Source organism: Flavobacterium sp. WC2509, from assembly GCF_052683105.1.
In genome coordinates this window covers 1,567,167-1,589,406 of sequence record NZ_JBQZFG010000001.1, presented here as the reverse complement: position 1 = coordinate 1,589,406, position 22,240 = coordinate 1,567,167, and the positions used below count along the sequence as shown (strand labels likewise).

Below are 22,240 nucleotides of genomic sequence, written 5' to 3'. Positions count from 1 at the left end.
AGTATATTTACCCCTAATTAATTTTTTTATTTAACACAATGAAAAGAGCATTTTTAATAGTTACATTTTTATACGCATTTAATTCTGTTCATGCCCAAGAGAACAACATAACGACAGCTGTTCCTTTTCTCTTAGTAGCTGCAGATGCTAGATCAGCAGGTATGGCGGATAATGGGGTTGCTTCAACTCCAGATAATTTTTCACAACAATGGAATCCTTCAAAATATGCTTTTGCTGATGATCAACAAGGTTTTTCAGTGAGTTATACTCCATATTTGACTCAATTAGTAAATGATATTTCATTAGCTCAATTAAACTATTACAATAAATATAATGAAAGAAGTGCTTTTGGTGCTAGTTTTCGTTATTTTGGATTAGGTGATATTGATTTAAGAACTGATTATGACAGTGACGTGCTAGTTGTTTCGCCTAATGAGTTTGCATTAGACTTGTCTTATTCTTTAAAGTTAAGTGACAAATTTGCTATGGCAGTAGCTGGGCGCTTTATAAATTCTAATCTAAAGGTTCCTTCTGATAATAATGATGCTTCCTCAGCAAGCAGTTTTGCTGTAGATGTAGCTGGTTTTTTTCAATCTGATGAAATTGCATATAGCGATTTTAATGGAAGATGGAGAGGCGGATTCAATATACAAAATATGGGACCCAAAATGAGTTATGATAATGATCAAATAAATAGAAGTTTTCTTCCTGCTAATATGAAAATAGGGGGTGGTTTTGATTTTATTTTAGATGAATACAATAAAATAGCTGTTAATTTGGAACTAAGTAAATTATTAGTGCCAACTCCACAAGTGTACAATACTAGTAAAGGTATTTATGAAGGTAAAGACATGAATAATGACGGAATAGTTGATAAAACTGATTACGATATATCTAATGAAGATTACAAAAATATAGGTTGGTTTTCTGGAATGTTTCAATCATTTACAGATGCTCCCGGAGGATTTAGCGAGGAATTAAAAGAGGTGACTTATTCATTAGGGTCAGAATATGTATATCAGGATGCTTTTTCATTTCGTGCAGGATACTTTTATGAAAATCCAAATAAAGGAGCAAGGGAATATTTCTCTCTTGGGGCGGGTTTCAAATACACTTCTATTAAAGTAGATGTTTCTTATTTGTTCTCAGCATCTAAAGTGCAAAATCCACTAGAGAATACATTACGTTTCTCTTTGTCTTTCAATTTTGGAGACAAGTATGAAAACTATTAGTATAAAATTTTAATTCATCAAATAAAAAATCCAATTTCAAAATAATGAAGTTTGGATTTTTTGTTTTTTATAGACTACAGCTTATTTCGGAAAAAAGGAATCTTAAAGCTCTGTTTTAATTTACAAAAATGTATTTTGTAGGAACTAATAGTGGCAATAAACAAGTAATGTCCTTGTCTTTAGTTTTGGTTAAAATGATTCTTTTGTCTTTAGAAAAACAAAAAAAACAAAGATTTAATGAAGAATAGGTTTTTTGTTTCCAAAAAAGCCTTTTGTTGCTGCTTCAAAAATTAATAATAAACTTAGATTAATGTAAATCATTAAAGATAGTATTCAAATGAAAGAAATAACAATTACTTCAAAAATTAATGTATTTGAATCTATTCAAGAATTACCTCAAATAGAACAAAGCTTAATGCGAAAAGCTATTGAAGTAAGAAAAAATGCTTACGCTCCTTATTCTAAATTTAGAGTTGGAGTGGCTATTTTGTTAGACAATGGAGAAATAGTGGTTGGTTCCAATCAGGAAAATGCAGCATATCCTTCTGGTCTTTGTGCGGAAAGAGTTGCGATATTCTATGCTGGAGCAGTATATCCTGATGCTGTTGTATTAAAAATAGCCATTACTGCAGCTTCGGACGATAATGCTACAACAATTCCTGTGCCTCCATGTGGGGCTTGTAGGCAATCAATTGCTGAATATGAAATTCGTCAGAACACCCCCATAAAAATATATTATATGGGAGAAACAGGAGAAATTCATCAATCAGAATCCTTGAGAAATCTGCTTCCTTTTATGTTTGATAACAAATTACTTTAAAAAAGAACTAAAAATTAGCTTTTAAATTTTAGTTCTTAGCAGGAATGTCTTATTTTTGCATCCCGACCCCTCTGGGGCGCAAATTTGTGGTGAGGAAACTATTTTGCGTTACTAGGTCATGATTGATAAAACAATAACACTTAAGCAAAAGAATTATTTCAGATGAAAGAAGTTACAAAAGAAGTTTATTTAAAGTGGTATGAAGACATGCTGCTTTGGAGAAAGTTTGAAGACAAACTTGCAGCATTATACATTCAGCAAAAAGTTAGAGGTTTTCTACACTTATATAATGGTCAAGAGGCTGTTTTAGCAGGAGCTTTACATGCTATGGACTTGACAAAAGATAAAATGATTACTGCTTACAGAAATCACGTTCAACCAATTGGTATGGGTGTAGATCCAAGACGAGTTATGGCTGAACTTTTAGGAAAAGCAACAGGGACATCTAAAGGAATGGGTGGATCGATGCATATTTTCTCTAAAGAACACCGTTTTTATGGAGGACATGGAATTGTAGGTGGTCAAATCCCATTGGGAGCTGGTTTGGCATTTGGAGACAAATACAACGGAACTGGTGGAGTTACTATGACTTACTTTGGAGATGGAGCTGCACGTCAAGGTTCATTGCACGAAGCTTTCAATATGGCTATGTTGTGGAAGCTTCCTGTAGTTTTCATTGTAGAAAATAATGGATATGCAATGGGAACTTCTGTTGAAAGAACTGCTAATCATACTGATATTTGGAAACTAGGTTTAGGATACGAAATGCCTTGTGGACCAGTTGATGGAATGAATCCTGTAAAAGTTGCTGAAGCAATGACTGAAGCAATTGATAGAGCAAGACGCGGTGATGGTCCAACATTTCTTGAAATGAAGACATACCGTTACAGAGGACACTCTATGTCTGATGCTCAATTGTATCGTTCTAAAGATGAGGTTGAGGAATACAAAAAAATAGATCCAATCACTCAAGTTTTAGATGTGATTTTAGATCAAAAATTTGCTACTCAAGACGAAATTGAAGTGATTGATCAAAGAGTAAAAGATCTTGTTGAAGAATGTGTTAAATTCGCAGAAGAATCTCCTTACCCGGAAATTCAACAATTATACGACGTAGTATACGAACAAGAAAACTATCCATTCATACCTCATAAACTATAAATCAATTATGGCAACAATTGTAACAATGCCTCGCTTGAGCGATACTATGACAGAAGGAACGGTAGCAGCTTGGCTTAAAAAAGTAGGAGACAAAATAAGCGAAGGTGATATCTTAGCTGAAATTGAAACCGACAAAGCAACAATGGAATTTGAATCCTTCAACGAAGGAACTCTTTTATATATTGGAATCCCAGAAGGCGAAACAGCTCCTGTAGATTCTTTATTAGCAATTATTGGTAAAGAAGGAGAAGATGTTTCAGCTTTGATAGCTGGAGGAGCAGCTGCACCAGTAGCAGCCGATTCAACGCCATCACCAGTTGAGGTAAAAACAGCGGAAGCTCCTGCAGCAGCCCCAGCGACAGCGTTACCAAAAGGAGTTATTGTTGTAACAATGCCTCGTTTGAGTGATACTATGACTGAAGGAACAGTTGCTTCTTGGTTGAAAAAAGTAGGTGACTCAGTTGCTGAAGGTGATATTCTTGCTGAAATCGAAACTGATAAAGCAACAATGGAATTCGAATCTTTCAACGAAGGAACTTTGTTATTCATTGGAATTCAAGAAGGAAATACTGCACCAGTAGATAGTCTTTTGGCTATAATTGGGCCTGCGGGGACTGATATCAGTGGAATCGCAGAAAACTATAAAGTTGGTGGGGCCGCTCCAGTAGAAGTAAAAGAAGAAGGAAAAGCTTCTGTTGTAGAAACTGCTGCACCAGTAGCAGAAGCTGTTAACGACGGAAGAAGAATTTTAGCTTCTCCATTAGCTAAAAAAATAGCTAGCGACAAAGGAATTCAATTAGCTCAAGTAAAAGGATCTGGAGAAAACGGACGTATCGTGAAAAGCGACATCGAAAACTTTACACCAGTAGCTACTGCTCCTAGTGCAAGTGCATCAAAAACTTCAGAGACTGCAAAAGCAGAAGCTCCAAAAGTTTTTGTACCTGCAGGAGAAGTTTTTACAGAAGAAATAAAAAATTCGCAAATGCGTAAAATCATTGCGAAACGTTTGGCTGAATCATTGTTTACAGCACCTCATTACAACCTTGTAATTGAAGTAACAATGGATGATGCAATGCAATCAAGAGCTATTATTAATTCAGTGCCAGATACTAAAGTGTCTTTCAATGATATGGTAATCAAAGCTTGTGCATTAGCATTGAAAAAACACCCAAAAATCAATTCGCAATGGAAAGAAGATGCTATCATCATCAATCACCATGTAAATATTGGTGTTGCAGTTGCAGTTGAAGATGGATTAGTGGTTCCAGTTTTAAGATTCACAGATGCAATGAGCCTTTCTCAAATTGGCGCTAGTGTTAGAGATCTTGCTGGTAGAGCAAAAAACAAAAAACTTGGTCCACAAGAAATGGAAGGAAGTACTTTCACTGTTTCTAACCTTGGAATGTTTGGTATTACTGAATTTAACTCTATCATCAATCAACCAAATTCTGCTATCTTATCAGTAGGAGCTATTGTTGAGAAACCGGTTGTTAAGAATGGACAGATTGTAGTTGGAAATACAATGATGCTTTCATTAGCTTGTGATCACCGTACAATTGACGGAGCAACAGGTGCTCAGTTTTTACAAACATTAAAACAATACATTGAGAATCCAGTAACTATGCTAGCTTAATAACTAGTTAGTTTTTATAATAGAAATCCCGTTTTGAGTAAATTCAGAACGGGATTTTTTAGTTTTAGAGCTATAATAAACAGTTCTTGAATTATTCTTCTTTTATGCACTTTATTGCAAAACCATATTGTTTAAAAACTTCATCTCTTCTCACATCTGCAAAGGCTTGAAACATTCTTGCGCTCCAATGATACAATTCAAAACTTCCATTGTCAGTCCAATAATATCCGTTTGCTTTTAGCATATAAAAACCTCCTTCGTTATCTCTAAATCCGCCAGGAAGTGCGTTAAAACCAGTTGCATTATTTCCAGTTGTATTTGAGGGAAGCCAATGTGTATTACCTTTTTCTTTTAAAAAGATACCTGTTTGACTGTTAGAATTTATAAATAATTCTAACTCTTTTAAATCTTCTTCAGTTGGGATTCTCCAGCCTTTGGGTGCGATACTTCTGCTGTCTTTCAGACAGAAGTAATTGTATAAAAAGCCATAATCTTTTATAAGTGAGCTATCGTTATTGTATACACTATAAGCAGCTTGTTGGGATTGCTCCCAATTAGTATTGCTTTTTATATTTGCGATCAAATCACCGTTATTAAACCGAGTTGTTTTAAGATTTTCTACCATCCAAGTTTGGTTGCCAATTCTTGTTGTGTGGTATATGTTCCCGTCTAAATCTTCTACAGTATCTGTGCTATTACAGGAAGAAATAAGAAGAGATATAAAGATGTAAATACAAATCAATTTAGAATTTATCATTGTAAATTATATTAGAGCATTTTAAATATCATTATTTTATTGTCAGCTTCATAAAGCGTTAAATAGTCTTGTTCTAGATTTTTTAAAAGAAATCCATTATTCTTTAATACTAGAGATTCAGGTTTCTTTTTTACAACATCTGTTCGGCCTGCAGGTTTTATGGTTACGCAAAAATTGACTCCTTTGGTGTTGATTTTTTCAATTGAAAATGGTGAAATCCAATAAGAATACCCTTTTTTTGTAGAAAAAGCAATTATCACTTTTAGATTGTTTTTCTCTTTTACCAGCAATGCATAATCCATAATTTGATCGTTATTAATGTCTGTAAAACATTCATTTGGAGTTACAGTTCTGTCATAAAAATCCCAAAACAAATTAGAATATGCTTCTTTGTTTATTATTTCGGCTTCTGAAAAGTGTTGTAACAAACTATCTTTAATCTCTTTAGGAATAGTAAAAGTATGGCTTTCTGTAGTGACATTTCTTTTGAATTCGCCAACCGATTCTTTTGATGATTTGCTGCATCCGTTAAAAAATAATGAAAGAAATAAAAAAAACAATAATCTACTTATTAAACTATTCATCATAAAAGTGTTTTGCAAAAAAAGCGATGTAAAAATACACCGCTTTTCTTTTTAAAATTAGAAACTATTACCAAATACCGTTTACTGCAGTATAGGTTTGACCATTTACTTTAGTGCTGCAATTAGTTGCGTTTTGGTGTTGTACATTAGGATTTCCATTGCTTACTGTTCCAGCTAACACTTTTGTATTAGAAGCATCTTGCAATAATATACCCTGAATAGCAGTATTGGCAATATCTACTGTATTAACAGTACACCCGTTGCTGCCTGTAACACTAAAAAAACCACGGCCACTACCGCGAGAATACACTTTACTACAAACCACATTTGGTCCATTGCTATTGGCGCAACGGAAAGTTGCGTAACCAGTAACAGAACCTGTAGTACTATTATTTGTTCCGGTAACGGTACCTACAGTTCCGTTTTTAGACTGATTCAATAATACTCCACAAGCAGCATTATTACTAGAAGTAACATTACCAATAGTAAATCCATCTACGCCATAAGTTTCTATAGAATTGTCTCCACCAGTTATATTGATTGTACCACTGATAGTTAAATTGCTAGTTGCTGCAGTGCTATTATCAACTCTGATACCTAATCCAAGATCCGTTTGCGGTATGCCAATATTCATAGTAATGTTGCTAATATTCATCACTGTGCAACCTTTAAACCAAATACCATAGCGAGGTTTTCCTGTTACTTTTAAATTTTTCACTTCAACATTAGTTTTTCTATCAGCCCAAATAGGAATGATTAATGCATCACCACTATTAGCGTTGAAAGTATTGTTTGTAAAATCCAAACCAGTATAGCTAGCCATATTTACATATTTTAAAGCTCCACCTGATGAACCAGAAGCGCCAGAAGCGCTAATAGTAACCCATTCTTTTACATCTCTGCCTGAAGTAAGACCATTAATGGCTGCCTGAATAGCTGCAACATAATCAGAACCTGAATATTTTGTAACACCATTTACTTTGGCTACATAAGCTCCTGTAGAACCTGTAACCGTTCCAGAAAGAGTACCTCCTTTTGAGGTTGAATTTTTTTCAGCTTCTTTTGTGACAGCTGTTTCAGTCTCGGTTTTCATACTAGTTTCTGCTCCAGTTTCTACATTTTCACTTTCGCAGTTTGTAAAAAAATTAAGACCGACAAATAATACAGAAGCGATAAAAAGCTTCTTAAACATTTTTTCTTTTTTTTTCATTATTATCTTTTTTGGTTGTTAATTAGGTATGCAATTTATTGATATATAAGTAAGTAACTGTCCTGCTCAATCCTGATTGCTTAAAAAATTAATAATATTTAAATTAAAAATTTAAATAAAATGCTAAAAAAATGATGAATTTTAATAAAAATAACACTTTGGCTTTTGAGTGTTAATTGAAGATTATTTTGTTGTTAAACTCAGTAAATTCAGTTGATATGAGCGAAACAAAAAGAAAGATTAATCCTTGTTTTTTTAATAATTAAATAAGAAAAGTATATTTAATACATTAATGAGTTTTTATCCAAAATTAAAAAAGCATTTATTTAAAAAATAAATGCTTTTTTAATTTTGGATAAAAACTCATGTGAAACACCTAGATAAGAGGATAAGTTTTTGTTGTTGATTTTATGGCTTTTGTGAGGGTATTTTTTTATGAAATCTGCATATCGCTGTTTGGATGTTTTGTTTAATACATCTAAAAGTCTTTCTTGCATAGCAATATTGGTTCGTTCGACCATTAAGGTGTGAAATTGAATCAATTTTGGAACTTGCTGAAATAAGAAAGTTTTATTCACTTTATTGATGACCAATATGTCACTGTCTTCTAATGCTTTTATGTTGTATTTAGTTGGTTTTTGATGGTAAAAACTTTCAATATCTGATAGCCAGTCGTTTTCAAATGCAAAATAGAGGACACTTTCAGTCCCATCTTCTTTTAGTATATAAATTTTAAAAGATCCTTTCAAAATAAAACCCTCGTATTTACTATTTGAATCTTGAATTTGTAAAAACTCATTTTTCTTCAATTTGATGAATTCAGTCTTCTCAAGTATTGTTTCCCATTCATTATTTGTGAGCGGAATTTTACGTTCTATATTTTGCCTTAGTAATTCGTACATGTCATTGGGGTTTTATATGTGCTTAAATTTTTCTAAGTATTTGTAATACATTTTAGTATGAAAATGTAATCGATTGCGCAAAAATATGAAAAAATTACAATACTCATAAAAATATTGTTAATAAAAAATTAAAAGCATAATTTTTTTTACAAAAAGTTGAACTTGTTCAATCTTTTTACGGCAAACTTTTTACAGATTTGCAGTGTTATAACTAACACTAACCATAAAAAAAATATTATGAAATCTAAATTATCAGTGCTTTTACTTGCTGTCTTTTTCAGTTTTGCAAGTTGCACAAATGAAGATCTTAACACGACCGAAAAAGATCAAACTGCTATTGCTAATAATGAAGAAGTGACAATTCAAAAAGGTTCAACTGCAAAAGTTGGGAATTGTTCTGAAGTTCCAGGATGGGCATCACAAAATGGAGGAACAACTGGGGGAGGAAGTTCTACTGAAACTGTAGTAACGACTTATGCGCAATTAAAATCAGCTATTGAAAACAGTGCCGTAAAAGTGATTAAAGTTTCGGGTACAATTACAATACCAGCAACTTCTACAGGAAGATTGGCTTTTCAGGATCAATCTGGAAAAACAATATATGGGGCTAGTGGCGCCAAAATTGTTTCTACAGATCAAACGAAAGCAAATTCAGGTATCATTTACATTAAAAGATGTACTAATATCATTATTAGAAATTTAATTTTCGAAGGACCAGGTGCTTATGATACGGATGGTTGGGATAATGCTACTTTGGACAATTGCCAAAACGTATGGGTAGATCATTGCGAATTTAGAGACGGTGTTGATGGTAATTTTGACGTAAAAAACATGTCTGATTATATTACTGTTTCTTATACGAAATTCACCTATCTTAAAGCTCCAAAAGCTGGGGGTTCAGGAGGTTCAGACGATCATAGATATTCAAATTTAATTGGTTCTAGTGATGATGCAACTGCTGATCGTGGTAAATTAAGAATTACATTCGCCCGTTGTTGGTGGGCTAGTGGTTGTAGAGAAAGAATGCCAAGAGTTCGTTTTGGAAAAATACACGTTATAAACAGTTATTTTAACAGTTCTGTTAGTAATAAATGTATTGCTGCTGGTTTTGAAGCGAACATTCGAGTTGAAAACAATGTGTTCGAAAATGTTAAGCAACCTATTGATTTAATGACAGGTTACACGGCGGTTACAGCTGTTGGAAATGTTTTTACTAATGTTACTGGAAATACAGCAGGAAGTAATACTGCTTTTACGCCTCCTTATACAATTGTGACTCTTGCTGCGTCAGCGGTTAAAGCTGATGTTTCTGGTGGTGCAGGAGCTACGTTTGCAGGTAATACTTGTGGTTCATTTTAATCGTTTTTAAGTTTAGATTATATCAAAGCTGCCTTAATTGGCGGCTTTTTTATACGAATACATGAAAATATAAACTTAAATAAAGTTTTTGGCTAAAAAAAAAACAGCTTCAAAAGAGCTGTTTTTGTATATTTAAATAAAACTATTAATTAGTAGTAGCTATATTTTGATTTTTTACTTTTAAATCACCTTTGTAAACTTCGGCAATTGATTTTCTAGATAAAGTTGAAATCTCATTGGTAACTACGATTTCGTGTGTCACTTTTTTTAAATCAGTTTCAACTTCTAAAAGATAAACACCATCAGCAAATTCCTCAAGATTGTAGGCTCTTTCTAGGCCATCTTTTCCAGTTAAAGTTTCGCTATAAATTAAATTATGTGACTTATCGTAAATTGTTACATTGGCTTTTTGAATTCCATTTACCAAAATAATAATTTTTTTGCCTTCTCTATTTTTTACATTAAGCAAAAAATCACCGTTATCTGCGTATGTGTTCAAACTACTCATAGCTAACAATACGGCTAAGCTAATTTTTAATATCGTTTTCATAATGCTCTCATTTTAAATTAGTACTTATTTTCTACAGCTAATTTACTTTCGTAATTTCTTTAAAAGCACAGCAGTGTTGTCTGATGTAGGTGTTATTTTAACTTTACGAAAACGATATATTGATTGTTTGGATAATATAGAGTATAATTAGGTCAATTCAGCATAGTTGGAATTTGTGAGACTATGAATAAAAGATGAAAGAAGAGGGCGTGTTTGGGCCTTGAATTTTCTATCTTCGTCAAGTCTATAATCATTATATTAAATGATAATTGGAGAATTTAATAATTAATAAAACTATCAGAAATTGTATTGAGTAATGGAATATAGAAATGAATTAATTTATATATTGACAAAAGATGAGCTAATTATTGAAATTCTTACTATTGTTAAAAATTTAGAATTAAATGATTGTTGGGTTGGGGCTGGATTTATAAGAAATAAAGTTTGGGATACTTTACATGAGAAAAAAACAATAAAATTTAATGATATAGACGTTGTCTTTTTTGATGAAACTAATATTTCAGAAAAGTTGGAAAAAGAGATTGAACAAAAACTTACTGAAATAAACTCAAAGATTAAGTGGTCTGTTAAAAATCAGGCAAGAATGCATTTTCGTAATAACCACCTGAAATATAGAAATACTGAGAATGCAATTTCCTATTGGCCCGAAACAGCTACAGCAATTGCGGCTAGGTTAAATTTAAATGATAAAATAGAAATTTTGGCACCACATGGTTTAAATGATTTGTTTAACTTAATAGTTAGGTCTACTCCTAATTTTGATTTAATTGTTTTTCAAAAGAGAATAAATGAAAAACAGTGGGGGAAGCAATGGGGAAATTTAAAATTTTATAATAATAACTCTTGATTGAACTTTCGAAAAATTGCAGTTTTCTAAGATCAAAACATTTCAATATAAAGCAAAAAAAAACTTCCCAATTTCTTGAGAAGTTTTGTGGGCGATGAGGGGTTCGAACCCCCGACCCCCTCGGTGTAAACGAGGTGCTCTGAACCAGCTGAGCTAATCGCCCTTTCGGGTTGCAATGTCTTGCGTTATTGCGAGTGCAAATATAGGCTAGTTTTTCGCTTATGCAAAACATTTTTAAAGAAATTTTACTTTTTATTTTAGTAAAATTGTCATTGGCTTAATATTTAGTGTTTTAAAAAATAAAAAATTTGCAAAAAAAATGGTTTTAATTCGGAAAGTAGATACGAAGAGACTAAGTTGCTAAGATTCTAAGTCGATAAAAGTCGCTAAATAGTCTACAATTTTCACAGAATCTCACAGGATATTTTTTCATATTATTTAGTAGACGGTAAAAAATCCGTGCAAATCCGTTTGATCTGTATAATCCGTGGGCTATTGCGCTATAAGGATTAATCTTTTTTACTGTTTTTGGCTTCAATCCAGCGTGACATATATTTTGTGCTGCTCAAAGTATGATGCTGTAACAAAGCTCCCAAGAAATTATTTAAACGATGTTGCTCTAAATTGGATTGTAAAAATTCAATTTTGGATGCAAAATCAATTTCAAACAATTTTTTAGAATACCGTTGATTGATAATCGTAATTCCATTTTGTTGTGCTGTTGTCCAAAGTTCTTTGTCTTCGTATAACTCTTTTGCAGATTTTATAAATTCTGGTACATCATCAGTTACATATCCATTCCAAGGTAGATTTCCCTGCATGGATTCGGCACCAATCGTAGTAGTAATGCTAGGCGTTCCGCATTGCATAGCTTCAATAAGTTTTCCTTTAATGCCTGCTCCAAAACGCAAAGGAGCCAAAACAATTCTAGCATTTTTTACTACCTCATTGGCATCAGTCGCTCGGCCTTTGATATAAAAACCTTCTTTTGGTTGGTGCAATTGTGTTACTTTTTGTGATGGATAAGCACCGTAAATATGAAGTTCAGCTTCGGGCAATTGTTTTCTTAGTAAGGGCCAAATTATTTCTTTCAGATATTGAACGGCATTCCAATTGGGTTCATGTAGAAAGTTGCCTATGAAAATAAAACTGTTTCTTTCTTCGAAAGAGGGTAGGCTTTTAAAGGTGTCTTCGGAAATTGTATCTAATAAAAATGGCAAATAATACAGTAATTTTTCGTCTATTTTAAAAGTGGTTTTTAGTAATTCTATTTCAAATTCAGAAATCATTAGCGATAAATCACATCTCAAAATACTGGCAATTTCTCTTTTGGCAACTTCTTCTTTTAAAGTATCAAGAATCGAAAATTCATTTTGGGATTTGAATGCTTTTTGTCTTGCCAATCGTAAACAATGCAAATCTTCTGTGTCTAATATTCGTAAAGCATTGGGGCAATTCTCAGCAACTCGCCAGCCAAATTGCTCTTCAATCATAAACCGATCAAATAAAACGATTGATGGATTTAACTCTTTAACAAAAACATCAAAACTGGAGCAGTTCAAAGTAATCGACTTTTTATCCACATTCAGAGAAGTCAAGTCAACCATAAAATCACTATCCATTGCTGGACTGGCAAATGTGATACTGAAACCTTGTTCTTGAAACTCGGTAATCAATTGCAACATACGACCACCTGCTGCTGAGGAATTGGGTTCTGGCCATACAAAGCCAATGATTAAAAGCTTTTGAATTTGTTGCATCATAATAAAAGATAATAGTGCAAAATAATGCAATTTGGCTGGTTAAAGTATCATTTAAGTGGAAAATACACAGGAAAAGACTAATTTTGCAGCACATAAAATTATGTATTATGCTTGGATTAAAGTTAGTTACAGACCCACGTTGGGTAAATATAGTAGAGTCGAATATTGAAGAAATATTGACAGATCATGCTTGGTGTGAACAAAAAGCAGCTTCAAATGCAATAAGTCTGATTACTTATAACTCAGAGTTAGAGGAATTAGTGACTGAATTACTTGTTATTGCTAAGGAAGAGTTAGACCATTTGCAATTGGTTCACAATTTAGTAAAGAGTAGGGGATTAACATTAGGGAGAGAACGTAAAGACCATTATGTTAATGAACTTTTTAAATTCATGAAAAAAGACGGTAGCCGAAAAGATGCTTTAGTAGATCGGTTATTATTTTCGGCAATGATCGAAGCAAGAAGTTGCGAACGATTTAAAGTATTATCTGAAAATATAAAAGACCCTGAATTAGCTAAGTTTTATAGAGATCTTATGATTTCAGAAGCGGGACATTATACTACTTTTCTAGGATTTGCTCGAAAATATACAGACAATTTTGATGTTGATAAACGTTGGCAAGAATGGATTGAATTCGAAACTTCTATCATTACCAATTATGGTAAAAGTGAAACAGTACACGGTTAAGAAGTTTTATAAAATCAATTTATTATTCATTTTCAATTTTTAATTCAGCATATAAAAAACATGTCAACAACCAATTATAAAGCAATTGCTTTTAAAATTTTTAAATATACAGGTATTACTTTTATTGTTTTATTGGCCTTGATGTTTATTACACCTTTTGTTTTTTCGGATAAAATAAAAGAAGAGGTGAAAAAAACAGCTAATAAAAAATTAAGCGGAGAACTAAATTATTCGGATGCTGAAGTTTCTTTTTTTACTCGCTTTCCTTCGTTGACTTTGACTTTAACGAAGTTCAATCTAAATGGATCTGCACCTTTTCAAAATGAAAAACTAATTAGTGCCGATGAGGTTGCTTTTGGAATTAATTTAAGCAGTCTTTTTTTTGGTGAAAGTATAAAAGTAGACCAGATTTTCCTTTCCAATTCATTGATAAATATTAAAGTCAATAAAAAGGGCGAGGCTAATTATAATGTGTACAAAGCCGAAAAAGAAACGGCTTCAAAAGAGGATGAAAGCGAGACTGGATTGAAATTAGAAGAAATTAATATTGATAATAGTAAATTGGTTTATGATGATCAATCTACGAATGTACATGTAGATGCGACGGGATTCAATTATTTAGGAAATGGAGATTTGAGTAAGGCAATATTTGAATTGCATTCTAAAGCAAAAATTGAAAATCTCAATATCATTTATGCGAATGAGCCTTATCTGATGAACAAAAAAGTGGATGGGGATTTGATTACCAAAATAAATACCAATTCATTGTCTTTTGTTTTTGAGCAAAATGATTTGTCTATTAATAAGCTTTTGGTTGACTTTAAAGGGAAATTTGATTTTCTGAAAGATGGTTATAATATTGATTTTACTATTAAATCGAACAAAAGTAATCTGAATGATCTCTTCACTGCTTTTCCTCCAAAATACATTACGTGGTTAAAAGACACTGAATTAAAAGGAAATGTTGATTTGTTGTTTACGTTAAAAGGAAAATATATAGCTTCTCAAAATTTGGGTCCTGATTTAAATTTAGATTTTAAAGTTAAGGATGGCTTTGTGAATTATAAAAAAAGTGCTTTTCCGGTTTCTAATTTGAATATGGATATCGCTACCAAAGTACCAAATTTGAATCCTGAACTTTTAATTCTGGATGCTAGAAATCTGTCTTTGAATATTGATAAAAATTATCTTAAGGCTAAATTGAAAATGAACGGAATGACAACTCCTGATATTGATATGGCTTTGAATTCTCAAATTGATTTGGAGAAATTAAATCGCGCACTTGGAATTCCAAATATAGAATTAAAAGGGATGCTTGTTTCTGATTTGAAAGCGAAAGGGAAATTTGATCAAAAAAATAGACTTTTTCCAAATGCAAATGGAACGTTAGATTTGAAAAATGGATTTATAAAAACACAATATTATCCAAATCCAATCACAGATATTAATGTTGTTAGTACTATAAACAATCAAAAAGGGACTTATGATGGTTTGTCTGTAGTACTGAAACCTGCGAGCTTTACATTCGAAGGAAAGCCATTCTTGGTAGAAGCAGATTTGAAAAATTTTGATGATTTGAATTATGATATCAAAGCAAAAGGAACTTTGAATATCACTAAAATATACAATGTGTTTTCTCAAAAAGGATTAGATGTTGATGGTTTCATTAAAGCAGATTTGGAATTAAAAGGGATTCAAAGTTATGCTCAAAAAGGAGATTACAGCAAATTGCAAAATAAAGGAACACTTGAACTTCGAAATATAAATGTTACGACCGAGTATTTGCCTAAATCACTATTGATTAAAGAAGGGATTTTTAAATTCAATCAGGACAAAATGTTTTTCAATACATTTTTAGCTTCTTATGGGCAGTCAGATTTTAAAATGAATGGTTATTTGAGAAATGTATTCAATTTTGTTTCTTCCAAAAACGGAGTTTTAAGAGGTTCCTTTACCTTAAATTCAAAATTCATCAATGTTGATGAATTTATGTCTAGCACAACTACGGCTTCTGCAACTCCTGCGACTGTCGATCCAAATAGCACGCCAAAACCTGCAACGCAAGAGACAGGTGTGATTATCATTCCATCAAATTTAGACTTGCAATTTTATGCTACGGCACATAAAATTAATTATCAAGGACTTATTTTGCAAGATGGAAAAGGAGCTGTAAAAATGAAAAATGGCAAAATGCTGATGCAAAATACTGGATTCAATCTCATAGGTTGTAATGTTAGCATGAATGCAGCTTACCAAGGAATCACTCCACAAAAAGCGGTTTTTGAATATGATATTAAAGCGACTGATTTTAGTATCAAAAGAGCTTACGATGAAGTAGAAATGTTTAAAGAGATGGCTAGTTCTGCCAAAGGTGCTCAAGGAATTATTTCATTAAATTATAAAATAAAAGGAAGACTGAATCAGCAAATGATGCCTGTTTATCCTTCGTTATTAGGAGGAGGGACACTTTCTATAAAAGATGTAAAAGTGAAAGGGATGAAAATGTTTAATGCCGTAAGTAAAACTACAGATTATGAGTCAGTTAAAAATCCTGAACTTTCTAAGGTAGATATTAAAACAACCGTAAAAAATAATATCATTACTATTGAACGTTTTAAATTTAAGTTCGCTGGTTTTAGACCAAGAATTGAAGGAACTTCAAGTCTTGATGGGCGATTGAATATCAAAATGAGATTAGGTTTGCCTCCTTTTGGGCTTTTTGGAATTCCGCTTACCGTTACAGGAACTAATAATAATCCGAAAGTAAAAATGGGTAAACAAGGCCAGGATATAGAAGAAACTAAGGATACAGAAGATAATTAGAGAATAACAATTTGTATTGCCCTATCATAAAATAGAAAGCTCCCAATCACTTGGGAGCTTTCTTATTTTTGGCATTCTATGTAAACTGGAGAATCAAAGAAATCTAGAATATCCAGATTTTGATTTTTTGCCGTATCATAGGAAGAAATTCGTGTGATTAACTCTTGGCAATCTCTAAAATGAAATTTAATTTTAGGAAAAATATCTTCACGTGCAGTGATTGATTTACTGCTTTTAAGATTGTCAAATTGAAGGCTGTCCAGAACATTATTGTTTAAATCTAATACATAAAAAACATAGTTAACTTTAGTACTTTCTTCGTTTTCATCTGGTATAGTTGTAAAAACAAGTGTTTTTGAAGCTGTTTCAGATAGAACAAAATAGCCGTTTATTTCTTTGGAGCTATTTAATTTATATGTTTTAAATTTAGTTGTTCCTATATGAACATAATCAAAGTCTTTAAATTTAATCTTATTTTCAACATCTGAGTTGGGGAGTTTATAAAAAACTATTTTTTCGGTAGTATCAATTCGAAAAAAATTAGTTTTTATGTTAATCTTGGATCCATTATTAGTAAGTATAAAACTTTCGGAAACGGGCATAGAAAAAGAATTCATGCTAAGAAATAGCATTAATACGTAGAATTTTTGCATGTTGTAGTAGGTTGTGATTTGTTTATCAAAACTATACTAATGCTATTAGTTCTTTGTTAACAAACTATAAAACTTAGATTAATAAAATCTAATTTTAGTAACATTAAAACACAAATAAAGTGTGAAACGGAAGGATGTTGTTTTATGATTTTAAAAACTTATTTGCGTGTTTAAAAAAGGATATAAAAAAAGTACAAATTGTATATGAGCTAATGCCGATACAATTTGTACTGTCTTTTATTTATTTTGAAACACCTGGCAGATTATGATAAATGTAATCACCGTGAATACCAGTAAAGCCTAATTTTAATTGATCAAAAAAAGTTTTTTTGTCTTCTTCTTTAGGCCATGCAGTTTTTGTTAATTCATCCTGTTTTAGATTTGATTTTTCTACATCCCCAAAAGAGTCATAGAAATAGGCTTCCATGAAATCCCTGCTATCAGATCCCCAAGCGTGACGAAATGGATAATAGGCTTTGATGAATGGATCTTTTAATGTTACTTTTTCATTATATTCTTTCATGCCTTTTCCTTTTCCGCTCATCGACATTTGTGATTTTCGGATATACACAATCATGGGTTCTTTGTTAGTTGCTTTGAACTCTTTTGACCCTATTGTCTCAATGGAAGAATAGATTTCATCAGAATGCATAGGCATATAATAGCTATTTTGTTTGTCAAAAAAAGCGGTTCTGGCTTTTTCATCAGGCCACGCTTTTTTGATGAGGTCTTCGGAGGTAGTATAAGATTTTTCAATGTCCTCCCAAGTTTTATAAACACTCACTAATATAACCTCAGAACTGTTGTCTGTATAATAATGTGTTAGGATTTCCGAACCCAATATAAGTGGATTTTTGCTGGTTACCTTGTCAAAGTACTCTTGTTCCGTTGCCTTCCAATCCTTACTATCGGTGTTGAAATTTCTGTGTAGGGTTGTCATTGTGATAAATACAGGTTTGGGGGGATCCTGAGCATAAATAATTATGCTTACTAAGAATGTTAAAATTAGCATTCTCAACGAAAAAAAGTCTCTCTTTTTCATAATAAACTAAAAATTAAATGATTAATTAACAAAAAACACATATAAAGTTAGTTAATTGCTAATCAAGTAATTACGAAAAATAGATTTATTTTTAAGAGAAAATTGAATATAATTTAGCTTTCCTTATTTAACGGTAATTCAGCTACTACAAAGGTACTCCCGCCAATATAAATGAAATCTTCTTTTGTAGAATTATTCTTGGATTCTGTGTAAGCTTCTGTTACAGAGTCATATGTGTTTCCTTTTAATGAAAAAGAAAAAGCTTTTTCTTGTAATTGGTCAGCATCTAAACCACGCGGAATATTTGGCCTGCAAAAGTAATACGTAGCGTTTTTGGGAAACAAAGGCAGTACTTCATCCAATTCTTTATCATTAACAACTCCTAACACAATATGCAGGTTTATAAAAGTTTCTTTTTGTATTTGATTCAAAACAATTTCAAGACCATTTTTGTTGTGTGCAGTGTCGCAAATTACTTTTGGATTTTCACCTAGCTGTTGCCATCTCCCTAGTAAACCAGTATTTTTTACAACATGTAGTAATCCTGATTTTATATTCTCTAGACTTACTTTAAAATCGGTTTGTTCGTTTAGAATTTTAAAAGTTTGTACAACTGTTTTTTTATTGTGTTCCTGATAATCGCCTATTAAATCTGAAGGGAAAGTTTCTGAAACTAATTCTGAGGCAAAATAAATTTCTGCTTTATTTGCTGTGGCCTTTGCCAAAAATACAGGTTTAGTTTCAGGAGTATATTCACCGATAATTACAGGAATTTTAGGTTTTATGATTCCTGCTTTTTCAGCTGCGATTAACTCCAAAGTGTTGCCTAAAAACTGAACGTGATCAATTCCAATATTTGTAATTACAGAAACCAGTGGTGTGATAATATTAGTTGCATCCAATCTTCCGCCAAGACCTACTTCGATAATGGCGATATCCACTTTTTCTTTTGCGAAATAATCAAAGGCCAATCCAACAGACATTTCGAAAAAACTCATATCGTTAGCCTCAAAAAAAGATTTATGTTGAGCTACAAATTCACAAACAAAATCTTCGGAGATTTCCGTTCCATTAATTTTGATTCGTTCTCTAAAATCTTTTAAATGTGGTGAAGTATAAAGTCCTACTTTGTACCCGGCTTCTTGTAGTATCGAAGCAAGCATGTGTGAGGTAGAACCTTTACCATTCGTACCTGCAACATGAACACATTTTATCTTTTTATGAGGATTATCAAGATGATCCGCCAATAAATTAACATTGGTCAAGTCCTTTTTATAAGCCGAAGCTCCTTGCAATTGATACATTGGAAGTTGATTAAACATCCAGTTTGTGGTTTCTTGATAGTTCATTATTTTTTGATAAAATAGTTGTAAATTGAAATAAATTTCGCTTTTTTTAGTTTAATATTACAGTTGAATTATTTTATGCAAAATTGAAATATTTTTTACAATTAATGATTATAAACCCAGAATAAAATATGTTTAGTTTCATACAATTACAAGCTGATACTATTGCTAATGTTGCATCCAATGTTGTTATCGAAAAAATAGCTCCCAATACCGAAATCTCCGTTTTAGGATTTATTCTAAAAGGAGGATTTTTTTTAATTCCTATCGCAATCTTATTATTTTACACTTTTTATATAATTATAGAAAGGTATTTATTCATCAATAAAGTGTCTAAAGTAGATCCACTTTTAATGCGTGATGTTAAGGAACAATTGACTGCCGGGAATTTCGATTTGGCTCGTTCCATAACCGAAAGAACCAATACAGCTTCTGGAAATGTAATCAAAGAAGGAATTTTGTTAATCGGTCGTCCTATTGCCGAAATTGAATCTAACATGGATCGTGCTGCCGATATAGAAATTGCGCAAATGGAACAACATTTGGGACAATTAGGACTTATCGCGGGTATTGCTCCAACGTTAGGATTTATCGGAACAATCTCTGGGGTAATCAAGATTTTCTACAGTATCTCTGTGACCGAAAATATCAGTATTGGTAATATCTCAGGAGGTTTGTACGAGAAAATGATTAGTAGTGGTTCTGGATTAATTGTAGGGATTATTGCCTACAGCGCCTATCACTTGCTGAACGGAAAAATCGATAATTATGCTTTAAAAGTGCAAAAGCAAATATTAGAATTCGTGAATATTATTCAAAAAGCATAAGTCATGTCAATCAAAAGAAAAAGAAGATTTCACGCCGAAGTAGCTACTTCCTCCTTGAGTGATATTATGTTTTTTTTGTTGCTGTTTTTCTTGATTATTTCCACTTTGGCAAATCCGAATGTCATCAAAATGACACTACCAAAGTCAAAAACTAACGAAAAAACCAACCATCAATACATAAGTTTATCGGTTACCGAGGATAAGAAATTCTTCATCGATAAACAACCCGTTGATTTCGAAGAGCTGGAAACTACGTTGATGTCTAAGATTAGTACTCAAAAAGACCAAACGGTTATTGTAAGGATTCCGTTTAATTTGCAAGTGCAGGATTTGGTCGATGTTCTGCAAATAGGAGTGAAGAACAACTTAAAATTTGTCATCGCTACAAGTCCGAAGTAAATTATAAAAATCAGTTGGGCGTGACCACAATAAAAAATGGGGCTACTTTAGATTATCTAGAGTTGCCCCATTTTTTATTGCGGTCGGGCTATCCATGCTACTTTGGTAGCTTATTTCTATCCCTCACGCGACATTCTGCAACACACAAACTGAGTCATTGCGAGGAACGAAGCAAACTCACTCCGTACTTCCTTTTCGATAATTACTTAGATTGGTTGACCATGTTAGTGAGATTGCTTCGTTCCTCGCAAAGACATGCGGAGTCGTTTATGTGTTTCGATAGCTTTTGAGGAAAAGTTCTTCTGAAAAACTAAATTTCTAGAATAGCCCCGATGGAAGTGACATCTCCCGATTTAGAAAAACAAGGCTTTTTTGCCGTAGTTTTTGTTAATCGGGAATATAACGGACAGCGGGACAAATGGTAATTGGAACCGAAAAAGGTATGCTCCTAATTATTCTTCTAATTCAGATTGAAATTATAAACAATCTTGCCCACTTGTTTTTCGGGAGCCTCAGAGCTGGCGTCCCATTTGGTATTCATAGCGGCAATTCGCGCCTGATCTAATAGACATTTTGCAGTATTGGTTGTACCTTTTATCCCGGCAGTAGCATTTATGGTGTTCCCATTTCGATCGACAGAAACTTCTACGACCACCTTGCCAGATTCGTTGCAAGTGTATTTGGGAGCTGGTTTGGAGAGTGCTTTTCTGTTGCCAAGCGAATAGCCAGAGCCACCACCAGTACCGCCACCAGAGCCACCGCCGCTACCTGCGCCATAACCACTACCATTGCCTATGCCATTTCCAGTTCCGTTACCGCCACCAGTTCCTCCGCCAGAACCACCAGTGCCGTAATAGCCTGTTGCAGCTAAACTTCCGTTGGATTTTCCTTTGTTACCAGCGGTTTTATCATCGCCATCGCCTCCTTTATTGGAGCCTTTTAGAATGCTGGATAACGCATCATTAGTAGAATTGGATACTTTTGGTTTTACGACCTCAGGTTTAGGAGTCTCTTTGACAACGACTTCGGTTTTCTTAGGTTTTTCTTTTTGTGGAATAACAACACTTTCTTCGGTGGTATTCTCTTGCGATAAAATGGATTCTTGAGGCGTGTTTTTTACAGGAGTTTGTTTGGCTTGATTTTGAACATTCAAGGTCTCACTTTTTGTATTCTTACCTGATCCTAAATCACTGTCGCCAAAATTTAAGGTAACGCCACCGCCACCTCCGCCGCTACCTATCATTTCTTCCAGATTGGCAGGTGGCCAAAAGCGAATGAAGAATAACAGCAATAACAATGATGCATAAAGGAGTATGGATAGGAGTAATGATTTCTTTTGATCGGTTGAAAGGGGAGAACTCATTGGTAAAATTGAATTAAAAAGTGTACTTATAAAAACGTTGAAAAGTACTAAAAATTGTCAAGAATAAAAAACGGGGTGAGTGTTAAACCTTAGAACGAAATAAAAAAATGAATCCAACGCGTTTTATGATCTCCTTCTTTCATAATTGCATAAAAAAAGTGCTTTTCTATTTTTTTAAAATAGCTAAAAGCACTTTTGTGTTTGGGGGATTCTGAATTAATAATATAAAAACCAATATGGTTTTTTAATTAAAATGAGC

The 22,240-nt window shown here is 32.9% G+C and carries 20 protein-coding genes and 1 tRNA gene; 10 read left to right on the top strand and 11 right to left on the bottom strand.

The window, feature by feature from the left end; genetic code table 11:
• The first annotated feature begins 38 nt into the window (after positions 1-38).
• The 4 genes from porV (at position 39) to ACUN3A_RS06720 (ending at position 4,846) form a co-directional block, all read left to right on the top strand.
• Complete coding sequence (gene porV / locus ACUN3A_RS06735; RefSeq protein ID WP_445550543.1) at positions 39-1,232, top strand: type IX secretion system outer membrane channel protein PorV; 1,194 nt, start codon at positions 39-41, stop codon at positions 1,230-1,232.
• A gap of 337 nt (positions 1,233-1,569) precedes the next feature.
• Positions 1,570-2,052: a cytidine deaminase gene (cdd, locus tag ACUN3A_RS06730; protein WP_445550542.1), complete on the top strand. Its 483-nt coding sequence runs from the start codon at positions 1,570-1,572 to the stop codon at positions 2,050-2,052.
• 162 nt (positions 2,053-2,214) lie between these two features.
• Positions 2,215-3,213, top strand: a complete 999-nt coding sequence (gene pdhA / locus ACUN3A_RS06725) for a pyruvate dehydrogenase (acetyl-transferring) E1 component subunit alpha (RefSeq protein WP_445550541.1) — start codon at positions 2,215-2,217, stop codon at positions 3,211-3,213.
• Positions 3,214-3,220: 7 nt separating this feature from the next.
• Positions 3,221-4,846 (top strand): 2-oxo acid dehydrogenase subunit E2, encoded by a 1,626-nt coding sequence (locus ACUN3A_RS06720; RefSeq protein WP_445550540.1) that lies wholly within the window; start codon positions 3,221-3,223, stop codon positions 4,844-4,846.
• A gap of 91 nt (positions 4,847-4,937) precedes the next feature.
• On the opposite strand, the gene ACUN3A_RS06715 is transcribed toward ACUN3A_RS06720, so the two are convergent.
• From ACUN3A_RS06715 to ACUN3A_RS06700, 4 genes are all read right to left on the bottom strand, one after another.
• Positions 4,938-5,603: a fibrobacter succinogenes major paralogous domain-containing protein gene (locus ACUN3A_RS06715; RefSeq protein ID WP_445550539.1), complete on the bottom strand. Its 666-nt coding sequence runs from the start codon at positions 5,601-5,603 to the stop codon at positions 4,938-4,940.
• Between the two features lie 11 nt (positions 5,604-5,614).
• Positions 5,615-6,190, bottom strand: coding sequence for a hypothetical protein (locus ACUN3A_RS06710; protein ID WP_445550538.1), 576 nt, complete (start codon positions 6,188-6,190; stop codon positions 5,615-5,617).
• A 64-nt stretch (positions 6,191-6,254) separates the two neighbouring features.
• A complete protein-coding gene (locus ACUN3A_RS06705) occupies positions 6,255-7,397 on the bottom strand; it encodes a hypothetical protein (RefSeq protein ID WP_445550537.1) in 1,143 nt (380 codons plus the stop codon).
• A gap of 326 nt (positions 7,398-7,723) precedes the next feature.
• Positions 7,724-8,299, bottom strand: coding sequence for a Crp/Fnr family transcriptional regulator (locus ACUN3A_RS06700; RefSeq protein WP_445550536.1), 576 nt, complete (start codon positions 8,297-8,299; stop codon positions 7,724-7,726).
• 237 nt (positions 8,300-8,536) lie between these two features.
• Here ACUN3A_RS06700 and ACUN3A_RS06695 point away from each other — a divergent pair, with 237 nt between their 5' ends.
• Positions 8,537-9,658 (top strand): pectate lyase family protein, encoded by a 1,122-nt coding sequence (locus ACUN3A_RS06695; protein ID WP_445550535.1) that lies wholly within the window; start codon positions 8,537-8,539, stop codon positions 9,656-9,658.
• Between the two features lie 145 nt (positions 9,659-9,803).
• On the opposite strand, the gene ACUN3A_RS06690 is transcribed toward ACUN3A_RS06695, so the two are convergent.
• On the bottom strand, positions 9,804-10,208 hold the full coding sequence (locus ACUN3A_RS06690; RefSeq protein ID WP_445550534.1) for a secretion protein: 405 nt from the start codon (positions 10,206-10,208) through the stop codon (positions 9,804-9,806).
• Positions 10,209-10,524: 316 nt separating this feature from the next.
• Here ACUN3A_RS06690 and ACUN3A_RS06685 point away from each other — a divergent pair, with 316 nt between their 5' ends.
• Complete coding sequence (locus tag ACUN3A_RS06685; RefSeq protein WP_445550533.1) at positions 10,525-11,076, top strand: nucleotidyltransferase family protein; 552 nt, start codon at positions 10,525-10,527, stop codon at positions 11,074-11,076.
• An 88-nt stretch (positions 11,077-11,164) separates the two neighbouring features.
• Here the strand turns inward: ACUN3A_RS06685 and ACUN3A_RS06680 are convergent.
• Positions 11,165-11,239: transfer RNA gene (locus ACUN3A_RS06680), tRNA-Val, on the bottom strand.
• A 346-nt stretch (positions 11,240-11,585) separates the two neighbouring features.
• Positions 11,586-12,836, bottom strand: a complete 1,251-nt coding sequence (locus ACUN3A_RS06675; RefSeq protein ID WP_445552816.1) for a glycosyltransferase — start codon at positions 12,834-12,836, stop codon at positions 11,586-11,588.
• A 110-nt stretch (positions 12,837-12,946) separates the two neighbouring features.
• Here ACUN3A_RS06675 and ACUN3A_RS06670 point away from each other — a divergent pair, with 110 nt between their 5' ends.
• Both ACUN3A_RS06670 and ACUN3A_RS06665 read left to right on the top strand, forming a co-directional pair.
• Positions 12,947-13,528: a tRNA-(ms[2]io[6]A)-hydroxylase gene (locus ACUN3A_RS06670; RefSeq protein ID WP_445550532.1), complete on the top strand. Its 582-nt coding sequence runs from the start codon at positions 12,947-12,949 to the stop codon at positions 13,526-13,528.
• A 60-nt stretch (positions 13,529-13,588) separates the two neighbouring features.
• Positions 13,589-16,351: a hypothetical protein gene (locus ACUN3A_RS06665; protein ID WP_445550531.1), complete on the top strand. Its 2,763-nt coding sequence runs from the start codon at positions 13,589-13,591 to the stop codon at positions 16,349-16,351.
• Positions 16,352-16,413: 62 nt separating this feature from the next.
• Here ACUN3A_RS06665 and ACUN3A_RS06660 read toward each other — a convergent pair whose 3' ends face one another.
• The 3 genes from ACUN3A_RS06660 to ACUN3A_RS06650 form a co-directional block, all read right to left on the bottom strand.
• On the bottom strand, positions 16,414-17,004 hold the full coding sequence (locus tag ACUN3A_RS06660; RefSeq protein WP_445550530.1) for a hypothetical protein: 591 nt from the start codon (positions 17,002-17,004) through the stop codon (positions 16,414-16,416).
• A gap of 241 nt (positions 17,005-17,245) precedes the next feature.
• A complete protein-coding gene (locus ACUN3A_RS06655; protein WP_445550529.1) occupies positions 17,246-18,046 on the bottom strand; it encodes a hypothetical protein in 801 nt (266 codons plus the stop codon).
• A 113-nt stretch (positions 18,047-18,159) separates the two neighbouring features.
• Positions 18,160-19,395, bottom strand: a complete 1,236-nt coding sequence (locus tag ACUN3A_RS06650) for a bifunctional folylpolyglutamate synthase/dihydrofolate synthase (protein WP_445550528.1) — start codon at positions 19,393-19,395, stop codon at positions 18,160-18,162.
• A 128-nt stretch (positions 19,396-19,523) separates the two neighbouring features.
• Here ACUN3A_RS06650 and ACUN3A_RS06645 point away from each other — a divergent pair, with 128 nt between their 5' ends.
• Together ACUN3A_RS06645 and ACUN3A_RS06640 are read left to right on the top strand one after the other, a co-directional pair.
• Positions 19,524-20,219: a MotA/TolQ/ExbB proton channel family protein gene (locus ACUN3A_RS06645; protein WP_445550527.1), complete on the top strand. Its 696-nt coding sequence runs from the start codon at positions 19,524-19,526 to the stop codon at positions 20,217-20,219.
• Between the two features lie 3 nt (positions 20,220-20,222).
• Positions 20,223-20,618 (top strand): ExbD/TolR family protein, encoded by a 396-nt coding sequence (locus ACUN3A_RS06640; protein WP_445550526.1) that lies wholly within the window; start codon positions 20,223-20,225, stop codon positions 20,616-20,618.
• A 460-nt stretch (positions 20,619-21,078) separates the two neighbouring features.
• On the opposite strand, the gene ACUN3A_RS06635 is transcribed toward ACUN3A_RS06640, so the two are convergent.
• Complete coding sequence (locus ACUN3A_RS06635) at positions 21,079-21,981, bottom strand: energy transducer TonB (protein WP_445550525.1); 903 nt, start codon at positions 21,979-21,981, stop codon at positions 21,079-21,081.
• Between the last annotated feature and the right edge of the window lie 259 nt (positions 21,982-22,240).